At 68.6% G+C, this 16665-nt stretch carries 16 protein-coding genes; 7 read left to right on the forward strand and 9 right to left on the reverse strand.

Going from position 1 to position 16665, the window contains the following annotated elements; translation table 11 throughout:
* The first annotated feature begins 6 nt into the window (after positions 1–6).
* A complete protein-coding gene (gene lepA / locus I9P22_RS00925) occupies positions 7–1806 on the forward strand; it encodes a translation elongation factor 4 (RefSeq protein ID WP_199257544.1) in 1800 nt (599 codons plus the stop codon).
* A 231-nt stretch (positions 1807–2037) separates the two neighbouring features.
* On the opposite strand, the gene I9P22_RS00930 is transcribed toward lepA, so the two are convergent.
* Positions 2038–2232 carry a hypothetical protein gene (locus I9P22_RS00930; RefSeq protein WP_199257545.1) on the reverse strand — a complete coding sequence of 65 codons (195 nt, stop codon included), beginning with the start codon at positions 2230–2232 and terminating at the stop codon, positions 2038–2040.
* A 292-nt stretch (positions 2233–2524) separates the two neighbouring features.
* Here I9P22_RS00930 and I9P22_RS00935 point away from each other — a divergent pair, with 292 nt between their 5' ends.
* Positions 2525–2845: a TraR/DksA family transcriptional regulator gene (locus tag I9P22_RS00935; protein WP_199257546.1), complete on the forward strand. Its 321-nt coding sequence runs from the start codon at positions 2525–2527 to the stop codon at positions 2843–2845.
* Positions 2846–2849: 4 nt separating this feature from the next.
* On the opposite strand, the gene I9P22_RS00940 is transcribed toward I9P22_RS00935, so the two are convergent.
* On the reverse strand, positions 2850–2993 hold the full coding sequence (locus tag I9P22_RS00940) for an entericidin A/B family lipoprotein (protein WP_199257547.1): 144 nt from the start codon (positions 2991–2993) through the stop codon (positions 2850–2852).
* 104 nt (positions 2994–3097) lie between these two features.
* Here I9P22_RS00940 and I9P22_RS00945 point away from each other — a divergent pair, with 104 nt between their 5' ends.
* On the forward strand, positions 3098–3406 hold the full coding sequence (locus I9P22_RS00945) for a hypothetical protein (RefSeq protein WP_199257548.1): 309 nt from the start codon (positions 3098–3100) through the stop codon (positions 3404–3406).
* 13 nt (positions 3407–3419) lie between these two features.
* Here I9P22_RS00945 and I9P22_RS00950 read toward each other — a convergent pair whose 3' ends face one another.
* Complete coding sequence (locus I9P22_RS00950; protein WP_199257573.1) at positions 3420–4184, reverse strand: alpha/beta fold hydrolase; 765 nt, start codon at positions 4182–4184, stop codon at positions 3420–3422.
* Positions 4185–4293: 109 nt separating this feature from the next.
* On the opposite strand from I9P22_RS00950, the gene I9P22_RS00955 reads away from it, so the two are divergent.
* Positions 4294–4653, forward strand: a complete 360-nt coding sequence (locus I9P22_RS00955; protein ID WP_233253111.1) for a hypothetical protein — start codon at positions 4294–4296, stop codon at positions 4651–4653.
* Between the two features lie 803 nt (positions 4654–5456).
* On the opposite strand, the gene glyA is transcribed toward I9P22_RS00955, so the two are convergent.
* The 6 genes from glyA to I9P22_RS00985 are packed head-to-tail and all read right to left on the reverse strand — an operon-like array spanning position 5457 to position 13762.
* Positions 5457–6752: a serine hydroxymethyltransferase gene (gene glyA, locus I9P22_RS00960; protein ID WP_199257550.1), complete on the reverse strand. Its 1296-nt coding sequence runs from the start codon at positions 6750–6752 to the stop codon at positions 5457–5459.
* A gap of 23 nt (positions 6753–6775) precedes the next feature.
* Positions 6776–9439, reverse strand: coding sequence for a phosphoenolpyruvate carboxylase (locus I9P22_RS00965; RefSeq protein WP_199257551.1), 2664 nt, complete (start codon positions 9437–9439; stop codon positions 6776–6778).
* Between the two features lies 1 nt (position 9440).
* Positions 9441–10412 carry a 2-hydroxyacid dehydrogenase gene (locus I9P22_RS00970; protein ID WP_199257552.1) on the reverse strand — a complete coding sequence of 324 codons (972 nt, stop codon included), beginning with the start codon at positions 10410–10412 and terminating at the stop codon, positions 9441–9443.
* 9 nt (positions 10413–10421) lie between these two features.
* On the reverse strand, positions 10422–11303 hold the full coding sequence (gene sucD, locus I9P22_RS00975; protein ID WP_199257553.1) for a succinate--CoA ligase subunit alpha: 882 nt from the start codon (positions 11301–11303) through the stop codon (positions 10422–10424).
* The gene (locus I9P22_RS00980; protein WP_199257554.1) at positions 11303–12499 is read right to left on the reverse strand and encodes a malate--CoA ligase subunit beta; all 1197 of its coding nucleotides are present in this window, start codon (positions 12497–12499) and stop codon (positions 11303–11305) included. The genes sucD and I9P22_RS00980 overlap by 1 nt, the downstream gene beginning before the upstream one ends.
* Before the next feature lie 24 nt (positions 12500–12523).
* Positions 12524–13762, reverse strand: coding sequence for an aminotransferase class V-fold PLP-dependent enzyme (locus I9P22_RS00985; RefSeq protein WP_408635139.1), 1239 nt, complete (start codon positions 13760–13762; stop codon positions 12524–12526).
* A gap of 196 nt (positions 13763–13958) precedes the next feature.
* Between I9P22_RS00985 and I9P22_RS00990 the strand changes: the two genes are divergently transcribed.
* From I9P22_RS00990 to I9P22_RS01000, 3 genes are all read left to right on the forward strand, one after another.
* Entirely contained in the window at positions 13959–14600 is a 642-nt protein-coding gene (locus I9P22_RS00990) for a response regulator transcription factor (RefSeq protein WP_233253112.1), read from the forward strand.
* A 106-nt stretch (positions 14601–14706) separates the two neighbouring features.
* On the forward strand, positions 14707–15681 hold the full coding sequence (locus I9P22_RS00995) for an HpcH/HpaI aldolase/citrate lyase family protein (protein WP_199257556.1): 975 nt from the start codon (positions 14707–14709) through the stop codon (positions 15679–15681).
* Positions 15678–16665: glycerate kinase type-2 family protein (locus I9P22_RS01000; RefSeq protein WP_199257557.1), on the forward strand; the 988-nt coding region annotated here is incomplete at its 3' end. The genes I9P22_RS00995 and I9P22_RS01000, both read left to right, overlap by 4 nt.

The following is a 16665-nucleotide window of genomic DNA, read 5'->3' on the forward strand; positions in this document are numbered from 1 at the left end:
CCGGCCATGACCGACCTTGACCTCATCCGCAATTTCTCGATCGTGGCCCATATCGACCACGGCAAATCCACCCTGGCCGACCGGCTGATCCAGCTGACGGGCACGGTCGCCGAACGCGACATGAAGGCCCAGTTGCTCGACAGCATGGATATCGAGCGCGAGCGGGGCATCACCATCAAGGCCAACACCGTGCGCATCGAATACCCGGCGAAGGACGGGCGCAGCTATGTGCTGAACCTGATCGACACCCCCGGCCATGTCGACTTCGCCTATGAGGTCAGCCGGTCGATGCGGGCGGTCGAGGGCAGCCTGCTGGTCGTGGACGCGACGCAGGGGGTCGAGGCGCAGACGCTGGCCAATGTTTACCAGGCCATCGACGCCGGGCACGAGATCGTGCCGGTGCTGAACAAGATCGACCTGCCCGCCGCCGAGCCCGACCGCGTCAAGGAACAGATCGAGGACGTGATCGGCATCGACGCCCAGGACGCCATCGAGATCTCGGCCAAGACCGGGCTCGGCATCCCCGACGTGCTGGAGGCCATCGTCACCCGCCTGCCGGCCCCCAAGGGCGACCGCGATGCGCCGCTCAAGGCGATGCTGGTCGATTCGTGGTACGACCCCTATCTGGGCGTCGTGGTGATGATCCGCGTCATGGACGGGGTGATCCGCAAGGGCGACCGCATCCGCATGATGCAGACCAATGCCGTCTACGGGATCGACAAGCTCGCCGTGCTGCGCCCGCAGATGCAGGACATCGCCGAGCTGGGCCCGGGCGAGATCGGCGTCCTGACCGCCTCCATCAAGCAGGTCCGCGACACCCGCGTCGGCGACACCATCACGCATGAGCGCAAGGGCACCGACACGCCGCTGCCGGGCTTCAAGCCCGCCCAGCCGGTGGTGTTCTGCGGCCTCTTCCCGGTCGATGCCAACGACTTCGAGGCCCTGCGCGACGCCATCGAGAAGCTGGCGCTGAACGACGCGAGCTTCAGCTACGAGATGGAGACCTCGGCCGCGCTTGGCTTCGGCTTCCGCTGCGGCTTCCTGGGCCTGCTGCACCTGGAGGTGATCCGCGACCGGCTGGAGCGCGAATACGACCTCGACCTGATCACTACCGCGCCTTCCGTGGTGTTCCGGCTGCACATGCGCGACGGCGAGATGCGCGAGCTGCACAATCCCGCCGACATGCCCGACCTGACCTATGTCGACCATATCGAGGAGCCGCGCATCAAGGCCACGATCATGGTGCCGGACGAATACCTGGGCGACGTGCTGAAGCTGTGCCAGGACCGCCGCGGCATCCAGATGGACCTGACCTATGCCGGCAACCGCGCCATGGTGGTTTACGACCTGCCGCTGGCCGAGGTGGTCTTCGACTTCTACGACCGGCTGAAATCCGTGACCAAGGGCTATGCCAGCTTCGATTACCAGATCAGCGAATATCGCGAGGATCATCTGGTCAAGATGTCGATCCTGGTGAACGACGAGCCGGTTGATGCGCTGTCGATCATGGTGCATCGCGACCGCGCTGAATCGCGCGGCCGGGCGATGGTGGAGAAGCTCAAGGAACTGATCCCGCGCCACATGTTCAAGATTCCGATCCAGGCCGCCATCGGCAGCCGCGTCATCGCGCGCGAGACGCTGTCGGCGATGCGCAAGGACGTGACCGCGAAATGCTACGGCGGCGACGCGACGCGCAAGAAGAAGCTGCTGGAGAAGCAGAAGGCCGGCAAGAAGAAGATGCGCCAGTTCGGCAAGGTCGAGATCCCGCAGACGGCGTTCATCCAGGCGTTGAAGATGGACAGCTGAAGGGCGCGGCGGGGCAATCCCGCCGAGGGCTCGGGCCGGGCTGATCCGCGTCCTGCCGGTCCGGCGAGCTTCGGCGGCGCCGTGCCCCCGGGCGCCCGCCAGCAACCGGCCGCCGCGGAGCAGCAGCGCGGCGATGAGCAAGAGGACGGCCTGAAGGCCCAGCGGGCAGGAAAGGTGCTGCATGGCCCCATCCTGCACCGGGCGGGTAAAATCCGGGTTAACGGCCGCGCCTCAATAGGGCTGCGGCGTCACCGTCGGCGGTGCATAGGTCGTGGGCGCCTGTCCCATCTGCGCCTGGCTGTTCGTCGCCTGGTCGGTCAGCAGCGCGCCCGCCGTCTGCATGTCGCGTCCAGCGCCCTGCAGGGTCTCGCAGCCTGCCACCGCCATGCCCGCCATCAGCACCCCGATCGTCAGAATTCGGCGCATGCCCGTTCCTTTCTTTTCTGCTCGTTTTATCCGCCGAGCCTAGACCAGCCGCAAAACCGCTCAAACCGGCGCAAGATGCCCGGGTGGCGGCGTCGGCAAGGAATCTCTCGGGCCGGGCGACGCTTCCGGCGGATCCTGGCCGATTCGGGGGAACGGTGCACGAACGGTGTACGCCCGGTGCACCGGCTCTGCACGCCCGGCGCGGCCCGGAAAAACTGCCGCCACCTTGATGCAGGTCAAGGGCGGGCGCTTCGGGCGCGGTTAGGATCAAGCCGGTTTGACGGAGGACTCCATGGATCTTCACGCCCGCAAGGCCAGCCTTGCCACCCGCCGCGAGGCCATTCTGGCCGATCTGGCGCGCATCCGCGACGAGCTGGACGATCCCCTGCCGCAGGACTGGGCCGATGCCGCCATCGAGCAGGAGGATGACGAGGTTCTTCAGGCACTTGGCAATGCCGAACAGGCCGAACTGAAACGCATCGAGGCGGCGCTGCACCGCATCGAGACCGGCGATTACGGTCATTGCGCCCTCTGCGGCGAGGAGATCGCCGCGCCGCGCCTCGACCTGATTCCCGACACGCCCTTCTGCGCGCAATGCGCACCTCGCGGCTGAAGGACTACAGGCCCGCCTGCGCCTCCTGGCTTTCCCGCGCGATCACCTGCCCGGCGCTCTGGATGTCGCGCCCTGCGCCCTGCACCGTCTGGCAAGCTGCCAGCGCCAGCAGCGCGATCAGCGGGGCGGCTCGAAGAATGTGACGCATATTCAATCTCCTGCACGGAAGGGCCTGCGGTTCAACGCCGGCGCGGGCGGGGGGTTCCACCGCATCTTAGCACTTCCTTAACCAGTCGCGGGCTAGGCTTGGGCATGCGTGTGATTCTGCTTCTCGTTTTCCTGCTTTCGGCCTGCGCCTCGCCGGCGCCGCAATTCCTCGGCGCGACGCGCCATGACATCACCCTGGACGGCATCCGCTTTGCCGTGTTCCAGAAACCCGACGAGGCCGAGGTGATCCGCCTCGGCTATCTGACCCGGCGCGAACGCGCGGCGGTGCCCGAACTGATGGTGATCGCGGCCGAACGCACCACCGGCTGCCGGGTGATCCCCAACAGCCTGCGCAGCCGCATCCCCGGCGATACCGGCGAGGCGCGGCTGTCGTTGCGCTGTCCGCCGGGATGAGGCGGCTGCGGTCCTAGCCCAGGAAGCCCGCGACGGCCTCGGCCACCTCGGCGGGCCGGTCGGCATGCAGCCAGTGGCCGGCACCGGGAATCACCCGGATCTCGGCCTGCGGGAAATGCGCCCGGATCGCCTCGCGCTGCGGGGCCTGGCAGTAATCCGAGGTCTCGCCGGCCAGGAACAGCGCCGGGCCGGCGAAGGTGCCCCGGGGCGCTTCGGGCCAGCCGACCAGCAGCGGCATTTGCGCGCGCAGCGCCGCCAGGTTGAACCTCCAGCGCGGTGGGTCGGCCTTCAGGTCCAGAGATTGCAGCAGGAAGGCCCGGACGCCGGGATCGGCGACATGCTCGGCCAGCCGGGCATCGGCCTCGGAGCGCAGGCGCAGCCCGGTCAGGTCGGTCGCCTCCATGGCGTCGATATGGCCTGCCTGGCTGTGGCCATAGGCGAAGGGGGCGATGTCCATGACCACCAGCCGCCGCACCAGCTCGGGCCGGGTCAGGGCCAGCATCATCGCCGCCTTGCCGCCCATGGAATGGCCCAGCACATCCGCTTGGCCCCCCTGGTTCTCGATCACCTCGGCCAGGTCGCCGGCCAGCGCCGGATAGCTGTGATCGGCATCGTGAAAACTGTCGCCATGGTTGCGCATGTCGACCGAGATCACCCGCCGCGTCTCGGCCAGCCGGCGGGCAAGCCCGCCGAGATTGCGTCCCGACCCGAACAGCCCATGCGCCAGCAGCACCGGCGGCCGATCCGAATCCATTCCTGTCACGGTCATGTTCAGCATCATGCTGCGCAGCCTAGCGGCACTGGCGAAGCGGCGCCAGAGGCGCTAGCCTCGGCGAAAACCGCATGAGGGACGGAACGGGGCGATGGGCATCGAGAGGATCCGACCGATGGCCGACGAGGTGGCCAGTCTGATGGCAGCGCGATTCGGTGGCGTCAGGCGCGGCCAGCCGGCAGAGTTGGAGAGCATGCTGCGCAAGCGCGGCGGCGCCTTGCCGCGGCGGCTGCGGCGCGAGGCGCGCTTCCTGGCCGAGGCCGACCGCAAGGCGGGTCAGCCGAAACTGGCGCGGCAGGTGGATCTGGCGCGGCTCGAACATGCGCACAAGCTGCTGACCGCCTATCTGCGGCCGCTGGGCCAGGGCCGCCGGCTGCAGGGCGGCGCGCTCGGCGTCGCCGCCAGCGTCACGCTGGGCCTGCTGGTGCTGGGGGCGGTGGCAGTCTGGATCATGCTGCGCCGCGGGCTGATCTGAGGCGATTGCCCCGGGGATCTCGGGCCGGCCTGAAGCAGGAAGGAGGGCGGAACGTCGACCCCGTTCGTGGCATGGATGCATGAGCGACGGGCCAGCGCCATGCCGATAGCCTGAATCGGCGCCAGAACGGCGAAGGGCAGGACGGCGCAGTCAGGACGGCGAACCTGTCATCGGCAAGAGGGTGCATGCGAATGGCGAATCGCCAGCGCAGGGCAAGTTGGATGGCGCAAGGATGCGTCCTGACGGCGAGGCCGACTCGGGAAGCACCGGTCGAAATGAGGCGAGCAGGAGGTGGGCGGGACAGGTTTCCGTGTCAGGCTGCGGCCTTCCGGCACCACGTTGACCGGAAGCCGCTCGACGAGACCGCGCTTGCGGTCGCCTTGGGTGGGATCTGCGGGTGGCACCTGCGCCGCCCGCGATGCGTGGCGTCCATGCCTGGTGCTGCAACGGGCAGGGGGTTGCGGGGGGCAGTTCTTGCGCCCGCATTCTTGTGCCACGCCGCGATTGGTCCAACCTCCCGCCTCACCCAACCGGCCGGGTGCCGCTGCGCCCCCTCTTGGTGGCAGGTCGCCAGGGTTCCGGAACGACCGGCGCCGCCCGTGAGAGGACGGCGCCGGACAGTTGCAGCCGGGCCTTTCCGGCGAAGCATCGCGACATTGGCCAATGCAGATGCGGCCGGGATGCCCGATCAGCGATCCTTCCCCGGCCACGGGGTTCTGCCCGCCGCCGAGAGCCGGCCCGGCCCGCCGATCATTGCCCGCGATTGCGGCCCTGCGGCCCTTGCCCTGCGCGCCGCCCCCGGCTCACATGCCGTTGTAGAGCGGGAACTTGGCGCAGAGCGCCTCGACCTCGGCCTTGACGCGGGCCTCGACCTCGGCATTGCCGGCCTCGCCGTTCGCGGCCAGCCCGTCCACCACCTCGACGATCCAGCGGGCGATCTGGCGGAACTCCGCCTCGCCGAAGCCGCGCGTGGTGCCGGCCGGGGCGCCCAGCCGGATCCCCGAGGTCACGAAGGGCTTCTCCGGGTCGAAGGGTACGCCGTTCTTGTTGCAGGTGATATGCGCGCGCCCCAACGCCGCCTCGGTCGCCTTGCCGGTCACGCCCTTGGGACGCAGGTCGGCCAGGCACAGGTGGTTGTCGGTGCCGCCCGAGACGATGTCGATGCCGCCGCGCATCAGCTCGTCGGCCATGGCGCGGGCGTTGCGGACCACCTGCGCGGCATAGTCCCTGAACTCGGGGCGCAGCGCCTCGCCGAAGGCCACCGCCTTGGCGGCGATCACATGCATCAGCGGCCCGCCCTGCAGGCCGGGGAACACCGCCGAGTTGATCTTCTTGGCGATCTCGGCATCGTTGGTCAGCACCATGCCGCCGCGCGGGCCGCGCAGCGACTTGTGCGTCGTCGTGGTCACCACATGGGCATGCGGCAGCGGCGAGGGATGCTGGCCGCCCGCCACCAGCCCGGCGATATGGGCCATGTCGACCATCAGGTAGGCGCCCACCTCGTCGGCGATCTTGCGGAACTCGGCCCAGTCCCAGATGCGGGAATAGGCGGTGCCGCCGGCCAGGATCAGCTTGGGCTTCGTCTCATGGGCCCTTTTGCGGATCTCCTCCATGTCGAGCAGCTGGTCCTGCTGGCGCACGCCGTAGCTGACGACGTTGAACCATTTGCCCGACATGTTGACCGGCGAGCCATGCGTCAGGTGGCCGCCCGAGTTCAGGTCGAGCCCCATGAAGGTGTCGCCGGGGCTGAGCAGCGCCAGGAACACCGCCTGGTTCATCTGCGACCCCGAGTTCGGCTGCACATTGGCGAAGCCGCAATCGAACAGCTCCTTGGCGCGCTCGATGGCCAGGGTCTCGACCACGTCGACATATTGGCAGCCGCCGTAATAGCGCTTGCCGGGGTAGCCCTCGGCATATTTGTTGGTCAGGACCGAGCCCTGCGCCTCAAGCACCGCCTTCGAGACGATGTTCTCGGAGGCGATCAGCTCGATCTCGGCGCGCTGACGCCCAAGCTCCTGGCGGATCGCCCCGAAAATCGCAGGGTCGCGGGTGGCAAGCTCATCGGTGAAGAATCCCGCCCGGAATGGGTGTTCGTTCATGTCCTCTCTCTCCTTGATTGCCGCTATCCGGTCCAACCCAGCGCGGTCGAGATGCTGTTCATGGTCTGCATCAGCGATATGGAAATCCCCGGCCCCGGCCGATGACGATTGTCGCCAAGCAGCCTGACCTGCAACCCGTGCACCCGTTCCAGATCGGCGCGGACGCGGCCGAAGCGGCCGGCCATGTTGGGAAAGCGCTCGCCGATGCCGGCCTGGCCGGTCAGGAACACCACGGCCGCGCGGCTGCGTTCATGTTCCTGGCCGATGCGGCCGAAGATGTCGCCGCGCACCGCCGGATCCCGGACCAGCGCCGCATAGGTCTCGGCGATCCGCATATCCGCGTGGAACAGCGATTTCTCGACCTCGTCCACGATCAGGCGGAAGATGCGCGAGTCGCGGAACATCCGCCGCAGAAGCGCATCGCCGTCCTCGCGGTGGAAGCGCCGGAAGGTCTCGACGGCGGTGCCGAAGCCATACCAGCCGGTGATGAGGTGGCGGTTCTGCGACCAGGCAAAGACCCAGGGGATCGCCCGCAGATCCTCGAGCCCGCCGCCCCCGAAGCGCCGGGTGGGGCGCGAGCCCATCTTCAGCAGCGCCAGTTCCTCGACCGGGCTGGCCTGGCGGAAATAGTCGATGAAGCCGGGCCGGTGCAGCAGCGCGCGATAGGCAGTGCAGGACATGTCCGCCAGGGCTTCCAGCGTGTCGTTGAATTCGGGCCGCACCGGCTCGGGCGTCGCCTGCAGCGACTGCGCCAGGACCGAGGAGACCAGCAGCTCCAGCTCGTATTCCGCGGTGCTGCGATTGGCGAATTTCGACGACACGACCTCGCCCTGTTCGGTGGTGCGCAGCTGGCCGTTGATGGTGCCGCGCGGCAGGGCGGCGATGGCGCGTTCGGTCGGCGCGCCGCCGCGGCTGACCGAGCCGCCGCGGCCGTGGAAGAAGACCGGCACCAGCCCGTGCCGCGCCAGCACCGCCATGATGCTGCGCTGCGCCTTTTCCAGCTCCCAGGTGGAACACAGGAAGCCGCCGTCCTTGTTGCTGTCGGAATAGCCCAGCATGACCTCGACCCGGTTGGCCTCGGTCACCAGGCTGCGGCGGGCCAGCGGCACGCGCAGCAGCTCGTCCAGGATCCGCGGCGCGGCGCGCAGGTCGTCGATGGTCTCGAACAGCGGCACGACGCGCAGGTCCAGCCGCTCGGCCCCGAAGCCGGCATGGCGGGCCAGCAGGAACACGGCCAGCAGGTCGTCGCAGGACCGGGTCATCGACAGGATGAAGGTGCCGATGGCCTGCGGATCGGCCCCGAACCGGGCGCCATGCAGCAGCGCCAGCAGCGCCAGCAATTCCCGCGCCTCGTCGCCCAGCCCGTCGTGGTCGAGCCGGGGCAGTTCCTCTTGCCCCAGCTCGCTGCGCAGCCGCTGCGACCAGGCGGCGCTGCCGAATTCCGGCACCGCCCCGGCCTGCGCCCAGATCCCGGTCAGCACCCGCGTGGTCACCGAGGAATTCTGCCGCACGTCCAGCGTCACGGTGCGGAAGCCGAAGACCTCGGCCTGCCAGCGCAGCGGCCGCACCAGCCGGTGCGCCAGCGTCTCGGCGCCGATCTCGGCCAGCGCCGTCTCGACCCGGCGCAGGTCGGCGATGAAATCGCGCAGATGCGGATAGGCCGGCCCCGGCCCGCCGGCCAGCGCATTGATGCGGCGCTGCATGGCGCTTGCCGCCTGGCGGAACAGCTCGCCCGGATTGCGCTGCCGGTCGGCCGCGGGCAGGTCCGCGGCGTCGATCACCGCCGCCAGCCGCGCGCGGGTCTCGGGCCGCAGGCCGGCGATCTCGCTGCTGATGCTCAGATGCCGGGCGGCCAGGGTCAGGCCCTGAAGATAGCGGTCGAGGATCGCGTCGCGCCCCAGTTCCAGCGCGGCGCGGGTGGTCTCGGCCGTGACATGCGGATTGCCGTCGCGGTCGCCACCGATCCAGGAATGGAAGCGCAACGGCGCGCCGGTTTCCTCGCCGGGGCCGTAGCGGCCGTCAATCGCGTCGTGGAACTGCCGCACCAGGTTCGGCACCGCGTCAAACAGGCTGTCGCGAAAGAATTGCAGCCCCCATTCGATCTCGTTCAGCGGCGAGGGCCTTTGCCGGCGCAGCTCTCCGGTCAGCCAGAGCAGGTCGATCTCGCTTTCGATCTCAGCCATCAGCGCCGCCCGCTCCTGCCGCGTCCAGCACTGACTTTCCAGCCGAACCAGCGCGCGATAGATGCGGCGGTGGATTTCCAGCACGGTGACGCGCTTGGCCTCGGTGGGATGGGCGGTGATGGTGGGGCCGACGCGCAGCTGGCGCAGGCTGCGCGCGACGCTTTCGCGCGGCATGTCGGGGGCGGATTGCAGGGTTCGGGCCAGGCTGCCCTCGATCGCCGCGCGGCCCGAGCGGGACTCGACCGTGCGGCGCAGCCGCATGGCGGCATGTTCGTCGATGATCCGCAGGAGCTGGAACCAGATGTCGAGCCCCTGCAGATAGGCGCTCATCTCGGCTTCCTGCGGTTCCGTCGCCGCGCCGCTCAGCAGCGGCAGCACCTGCGGCGCGTGGCGGCGGATGACCCGCTGCCAGAGGCCGCGCAGTTCGCCGCGCAGCCGCTCGGCCGGGCAGCGCCCGGTCCCGGCCGACGGCTCGGCGCCGATATCCGCCGCCCCCGCCCGCATGTCAGTTCACCCGGTCGCGGGGCTCGCGGCCCGCAAAGAAGTCCTCGAGATTCTGGATGACGCGGAAGCCCATGGCCTCGCGCGCCTCGCGGGTGGCGCTGCCCAGATGCGGCAGCATCACCAGCCGGTCGCAATCCCTGAGCTGCGGGTTGATGTTCGGCTCTCCGTCGAACACGTCCAGCGCCGCGCCGCCGATGGTGTCGAACCACAGCGCATGGGACAGCGCCGTCTCGTCGATCACCTCGCCGCGGGCGGTGTTGATCAGGAAGGCGTCGGGCCGCATCAGGTCCAGCCGGCGCGCGTCGATCAGATGGCGGTTCGCCCCGCCGCCCGGGCAATGCAGCGAGATGAAGTCGCACATGGGCATCAGCGCGTCCAGGCTGTCCACCTGCACGGCATTGCATTGCGCCAGCACCTCGAGCGCGACCGGGCTGCGGTTGTAGACCAGGATGGTCATGCCGAAGCCGTGATGGGCGCGCCGGGCCATTTCCTGGCCGATGCGACCATAGCCGACGATGCCCAGCGTCTTGCCGGACACCTTGGTGCCGACCAGATGCGTCGGCCGCCAGCCGGTCCATTGCCCGGCGCGCAGTTCGCGCTCTCCCTCGCCGGCGCGGCGCGCGACCATCAGAAGCAGGGTCATCGCCAGGTCGGCGGTGCATTCGCTCAGCACGTCCGGGGTGTTGGTCACCACGATGCCATGCGCGTTTACGCGGTTCAGGTCGATATGGCTGTAGCCGACGCCGTAATTGGCCAGGATGCGGGTCTGGGGCCGGTCCAGCTCCAGCGCCGGGGCGCCGATCCTGTCGGTCACCGTCGGCAGGATCGCGTCATATTCCCGCATGGCCGCCCGAAAATCCTCGGGCGCCAGGGGTTTGTCCGCAAGGTTCAGCTGCACGTCGAAGATTTCGGACAGCCGCGCCTCGACCGCTGCGGGCCAGCGCCGCGTGACAAGAACTCGGGGTTTCGCCATCGCCGCCCCCTATTGCATGACGCGGGCGATGGTCTCGCCGATGACGGCCGGGTTCTCGGCCATGGTGACACCCGCCGCGGCCAGGATCTCGACCTTCTCGCTGGCGCTTTCACCGAAGGCCGAGATGATGGCGCCGGCATGGCCCATGGTCCGGCCCTTGGGCGCGGTCAGGCCGGCGACATAGGCCACCACCGGCTTGCTGACATGGCTGCGGATGTATTCCGCCGCCTCTGCCTCCTGCGGGCCGCCGATCTCGCCGATCATGCAGATCACATGGGTTTCGTCGTCCTGCTCGAAATGCTCGAGCACGTCGCGGAAGGACGAGCCGTTGATCGGGTCGCCGCCGATGCCGACGCTGGTCGAGACGCCCAGCCCGCGCTCTTTCAGCTGCGCCGCCGCCTCATAGCCCAGCGTGCCCGAGCGGCCGATGATGCCCACGTTGCCCGGCAGGTAGATATGGCCCGGCATGATGCCCAGCATGGCCTTGCCGGGGCTGATGGTGCCGGCGCAGTTCGGGCCGGTCAGGATCATCCGGCGTTCCTTGGGATAGCGATACATGTAGCGCTTGACGCGGATCATGTCTTGGGCGGGGATGCCGTCGGTGATGCAGACGCAATAGCGGATGCCGGCATCGGCGGCCTCCATGATGCTGTCGGCCGCGGCGGGCGGCGGCACGAAGACCAGCGTGGCCTCGGCCCCGGTCTCGGACACCGCCTGCTTGACGGTGTTGAAGACCGGCACGCCCTCGCAGGTCTCGCCGCCCTTGCCGGGCACGACGCCGCCGACGACATTGGTGCCGTAGTCGATCATCTCGCGGGCATGGAAGCGGGCCATCTTGCCGGTGATGCCCTGAACGATGACGCGGGTTTCGCGATCCAGAAAAATGCTCATCAGACGGCCCTCAGGTTGGGATTGCGCTGGGTATCGGCGCGCCATGCGGCGACGGCGCGCTCGGCGGCTTCCATCAGGGTGGTGGCGCGGATCAGCGGCAGGCCGCTTTGCGCCAGGATCTTCTGGCCTTCCTCGACATTGGTGCCGGCCAGCCGGACCACCACGGGCACCGGCACCGGGTTCTCGCGCAGCGCCCGGACCACGCCCTCGGCCACCCAGTCGCAGCGGTTGATGCCGGCGAAGATGTTGACCAGGATGGCCTGCACGTTCTTGTCCGACATGACCAGGTTGAAGGCCCGCGCCACCCGTTCCGGCGTGGCGCCGCCGCCGATGTCGAGGAAGTTCGCAGGCTCGCCCCCGGCCAGCTTGATCGTGTCCATGGTCGCCATGGCGAGGCCCGCGCCGTTGACGATGCAGCCGATATTGCCGTCCAGCCCGACATAGGACAGGCCATGGTCGGCGGCGCGCGATTCGCGCGGGTCCTCCTGCGACTTGTCGCGCAGCTCGAGGATCTGCGAGTGGCGGAACAGCGCGTTGTTGTCGAAGGTCATCTTGGCGTCCAGGGCCAGGATGCGGTCGTCGCTGGTCACGACCAGCGGGTTGACCTCGACCATGGTGGCATCAAGCTCGCGGAAGGCACGATAGCAGCCGCGCAGGGTGCGCACCATCTGCTGGACCATGCCCGGCTTGATGCCAAGCGCGAAGGCGATCTCGCGGCACTGGAATTCCTGCAGGCCCACGGCCGGCTCGACCGTGGCGCGCACGATGCTGTCGGGCTTCTCGGCCGAGATCTCCTCGATCTCCATGCCGCCCTCGCCGCTGGCGACGATCATCACCCGCTGGCTGGCGCGGTCCAGCACGAAGCCCAGATAGATCTCGCGGGCGATGGGCACGGCCGCCTCGACATAGACGCGGTAGATGCCCTTGCCCTCGGGCCCGGTCTGGTGCGTGACCAGCTTCTGGCCGAACATCGCCTCGGTCGCCGCCTGGATCTCGAGGTCGCTGTCGCAGAGCTTGACGCCGCCAGCCTTGCCGCGGCCGCCGGCATGGACCTGGGCCTTGACGACCCAGCGGTCGCCGCCCATCTCGCGGGCGCGATAGGCCGCCTGCTCGGGACTGTAGGCCAGCGCGCCCTGCGGGATGCCGACCCCGAAGCGGTTGAGTATCTCCTTGGCCTGATATTCGTGGATGTCCATGTTCGCCTCCTCCCTCGGGCGCCGTTATTCGGCCGCGACCGTCGTCTGGTAATGATCCTCGAGCCGCTCGGTGATCCGGCCCAGGTCGATATTCGCGCCCATCCCGGTCATCGCCGCGGCGAAGCGGGTGACGATATCCGTGATCGCCTTGCGGTTCAGCAGGTTCAGGATGCCGATGCGGATCTGCACCGGCTCGGACAGCGTCGGCCAGATGCCGAAGCCCTGGGCGCGGCAGGCCTGCACCAGCTCCATCTCGCGGCCCTTCAGGGTCTCGGGCAGGTTCAGCACCACCAGCGAGGTCATGTCCGAGGTCACCTTGCAGCCCATCGCCGTCACCGCATCGCGCAGCGCCGCCTCGTGGAAGGCATAGTCCTTGGCCCGGCCGGCCACCGTCTGCTGCAGCAGGATGCGCAGCGCCTCGTGGAAGGCGGCGACGGCATAGGCGCTGTGGGTGCGGTGATAGGTGCCCTTCTCGGCATCCTTGCCGTCGATGATGCCCCAATGCCGCGCCTCGAGGATCGGGTGATGCACGAAGGTCCGGCAGCCGGTCCGGCGCAGTTCCGCGATATAGCGGTCGCTGAAGCTGACCGGCGCATAGGTCAGCGGCAGGCAGCAGATGCCCTTCTGCGGGCAGGAGGCCCAGCCATGCACGCCGGGATAGTCGTCGATGCGGAAATCCGCGACACCCAGCGAGGAGACCGCGTCGACCAGCCCCATCGCGCCGTGCCGCTCGCAGGCATCGGAAAAGCCGCGCATGTCATTGATGCGGCCCGAGCCGGTTTCCCAATGCGCCATGGCGGCCCATTTCGGCTTGTGCCGTGCCAGCGCCGCCTCGACGATCTCGGCGGTCACGGACTGGCCGTGCGGCACCGTCACGACCGTGACCGAGGCCGGCTGCGGATCCATCGGGCTGGCGGCCAGTTCCTCGGCCGTGGCGGCCTTCATGCGCAGGGTCAGCCCGTCGATGCCCGAGAAGGTGCCGTTGACGAAGACCACCACCTTGTCGCCGGGCAGCACGGCGCTGAACAGGCAGTCGAGCCCGCTCCAGCCGGTGCCGGCGACGCCGAAGGTATGGATGTTCGCGGTCCCCATCACCTGGCGCAGCATCTGCTTGCACTCGATCATGCCGCGCAGCACGTCGGTCTGCATGTGGTCCGCCACCCCGGCGCTGGCAAAGCGCTGCAGCACCCGCGGATCGGTATTGCCCGGCCCCGGACCGGCCGCCAGCGTGTCGGGAATTTCAAGCTGCGGGAAGATCGCCATTTCGGACATGGTGTTTCCTTCAGGTCAAGTTTCTTTAACTGAAAGAAAGCCGCTCTCGACAATTGCCACAACGTAAGATTAAGCTGCCTTCAGGTATCCCTTTGGGCGGGCCGTTCCCCACCCGAAGGGATGGGAGGATCGGGATGCCAAGAATGTCTCGGGGCTTTTCAGCCCCCCAGCGTCGGCCGGACCGCTGATGCGCACCGTCAGCAGCGTCGAAAAAGCGGTGACGATCATGCTGGGCGACAGCAATCCGCTGGTTCTGTCGGCCATGTCCGAGGTGTTCCAGCGCGACACGCGCTTTTCGCTTCTGGCGACCTCGGCCACGGCCGAGGGCTTCCTGGCCACGGTCATGCGCATCCCCGCCCGGGTCGGGATCATCGACTGGGCGCTGCCGGCGATGGGCGGCGCCAAGCTGCTGGAACAGCTGCGCGAGCAGGAGGGGGCACCGCGCATCGTCGTCTATGGCGACCAGGCCAGCGAGTCGCATCTGGGCGCGCTGGCGGCCGGTGCCGCCGGTTTCGTCGCCCGCAGCGACCCGGCCGAGACCCTGCTGGAGACCTGCCTGGCCGTGGCGGCCGGCAAGATGGTGTTTCCCTATCTGGACGTGCGCGCGCTGCAGGGAAACCCCCTGCAGACGCTGTCCCCGCGCGAGATGGACATGCTCGAGGCGCTGTCGCGGGGGCTGACCAACCGCGAACTGTCGCGCGAGCTGGGCATCTCGGGGAACACGGTCAAGTTCCACCTGTCGAACCTTTACGACAAGCTGTCGGTTCGCAGCCGCGCCCAGGCCATCGCCTTTTACTATTCCAACCGCCAAGGCGGCGGAAAAGCATGATCTGCGACCTCCGTCTTAGGCAAAGTGAAATTTTATTTCTTGACTGGAAACGGCACTCTGCCTTCTCTTGTCGCATTCCCCCCACATGTCGCAGGAGCATCCCGCAATGAGCTTTCATCCCATCGAACAAGCCCCCGCACGGCTGAACCGCAGCGAACTTGCCGTGCCCGGCAGCCAGCCGCAAATGTTTCAAAAGGCGGCGGATTCCGAGGTCGACGTGATCTTCCTCGACCTCGAGGACGCGGTCGCGCCTGACGAGAAGCCGCAGGCCCGCAAGAACATCATCAAGGCCCTGAACGAGATCGACTGGGGCAAGAAGACCATGTCGATCCGAATCAACGGACTCGACACGCATTACATGTATCGCGACGTGGTGGACGTGGTCGAACAGGCAGGCGAGCGGCTGGACCTGATCATGATTCCCAAGGTCGGCACCGCCGCCGACGTCTATGCCGTGGACATGCTGGTGACGCAGATCGAGGACGCCGAGGGCCTGAAGAAGCGCATCGGCTTCGAGCACATCATCGAGACCGCGCTGGGAATGCAGAACATCAGCGAGATCGCCGCCGCCTCGAAGCGCAATGAAAGCCTGCATTTCGGCGTGGCCGACTATGCCGCCTCGACGCGCGCGCGCACCACGGTGATCGGCGGCGTGAACGAGCATTATTCGGTGCTGACCGACAAGCTGGACGACGGCTCGCGCCAGGTCCATTGGGGCGACATGTGGCATTACGCGCTGTCGCGCATGGTGGTCGCGGCGCGGGCCAATGGCTTGCGCCCGATCGACGGCCCCTTCGGCGATTTCTCGGACCCCGAGGGCTACAAGGCTGCCGCCTATCGCGCCGCGGTGCTGGGCTGCGAGGGGAAATGGGCCATCCATCCCAGCCAGATCGCGCTGGCCAACGAGGTGATGAGCCCCTCGGCCGCCGAGGTCGAGCGCGCGCAGAAGATCCTCGACGCCATGGCCAGGGCCGAGGCCGAAGGCAAGGGCGCCGTCTCGCTGGACGGGCGGCTGATCGACTATGCCTCGATCCGCCAGGCCGAGGTGCTGGTCCAGAAAGCCCGCCAGATCGCGGCATGACGGAAAGGATTGCCGAGATGCGGGCCCTGGCGCGGAAGCTCTATGACGCGGCCGTGCGCGCGGCCGACCCTGCCCTGGCCGTGCGCCGGCATTTCCAGAGCCATCCCCCAGCCGCGCCTGCGGCGGGGGGACAGACCATATTGATCGCCATCGGCAAGGCCGCGCCCGCCATGCTGGCCGAGGCCATGGCCCATGTCCGGGGCCCGGTGACGGCGCTGGCGGTGACGCATTACGGCAATGGCCGCGAGATCCCCGGCGCGCGCGTGCTGACCGCCAGTCACCCCGAGCCCGACGAAGCCGGGCTGCAGGCCGGCCGGGAGATCGTCGCGCTCCTGGACCGGGCCGGGCCGCAGGACCGGGTGATCGCCCTGATCTCGGGCGGCGGCTCGGCGCTGGTTCCGGCGCCGCGGCCGCCGCTGACCCTGGCCGACAAGCAGCAGGTGAACCGGCTGCTGCTGGCCAGCGGGCTGGAGATCGGCCAGGTCAACCTGATCCGCCAGCAGCTTTCCGACCTGAAGGGCGGCGGCTTCCTGCGCCATGCCGCCCCTGCCCCAGTGACGGCGCTGATCCTCTCGGACGTCATCGGGAACGACCTGGGCGCCATCGCCAGCGGCCCGACGGTGGCGCCGCTCGGCACCCGCCGCGAGGCGCTGGATCTGCTGGCCGGGCGGGGCCTGCTCGAGAAATTGCCCGCCAAGGTGCGCGAACTGCTGGAAAGCGATGCGGCCCCCACCGCCTTGCCCGAGGCCGAAAACCACCTCATCGGCAGCAACGAGATCTCGCTTGACGCGATGCACGCCGCGGTGCCCGAGGGCTGGTCGGCCCGCATCGTCAGCGACCGGCTGACCGGCGACGTGGCCGAGGCCGCCGCCCGCATTGCGGCTGCGGCGGCCGGCAGCCGGCGCGACCGGCCCGAGGCGCTGATCTTCGGCGGCGAGACCACGGTGGCGCTGCGCGGCACCGGCAAGGGCGGGCGCAACCAGG

Source organism: Paracoccus binzhouensis (genome assembly GCF_016446475.1).
Lineage (GTDB): Bacteria > Pseudomonadota > Alphaproteobacteria > Rhodobacterales > Rhodobacteraceae > Paracoccus > Paracoccus binzhouensis.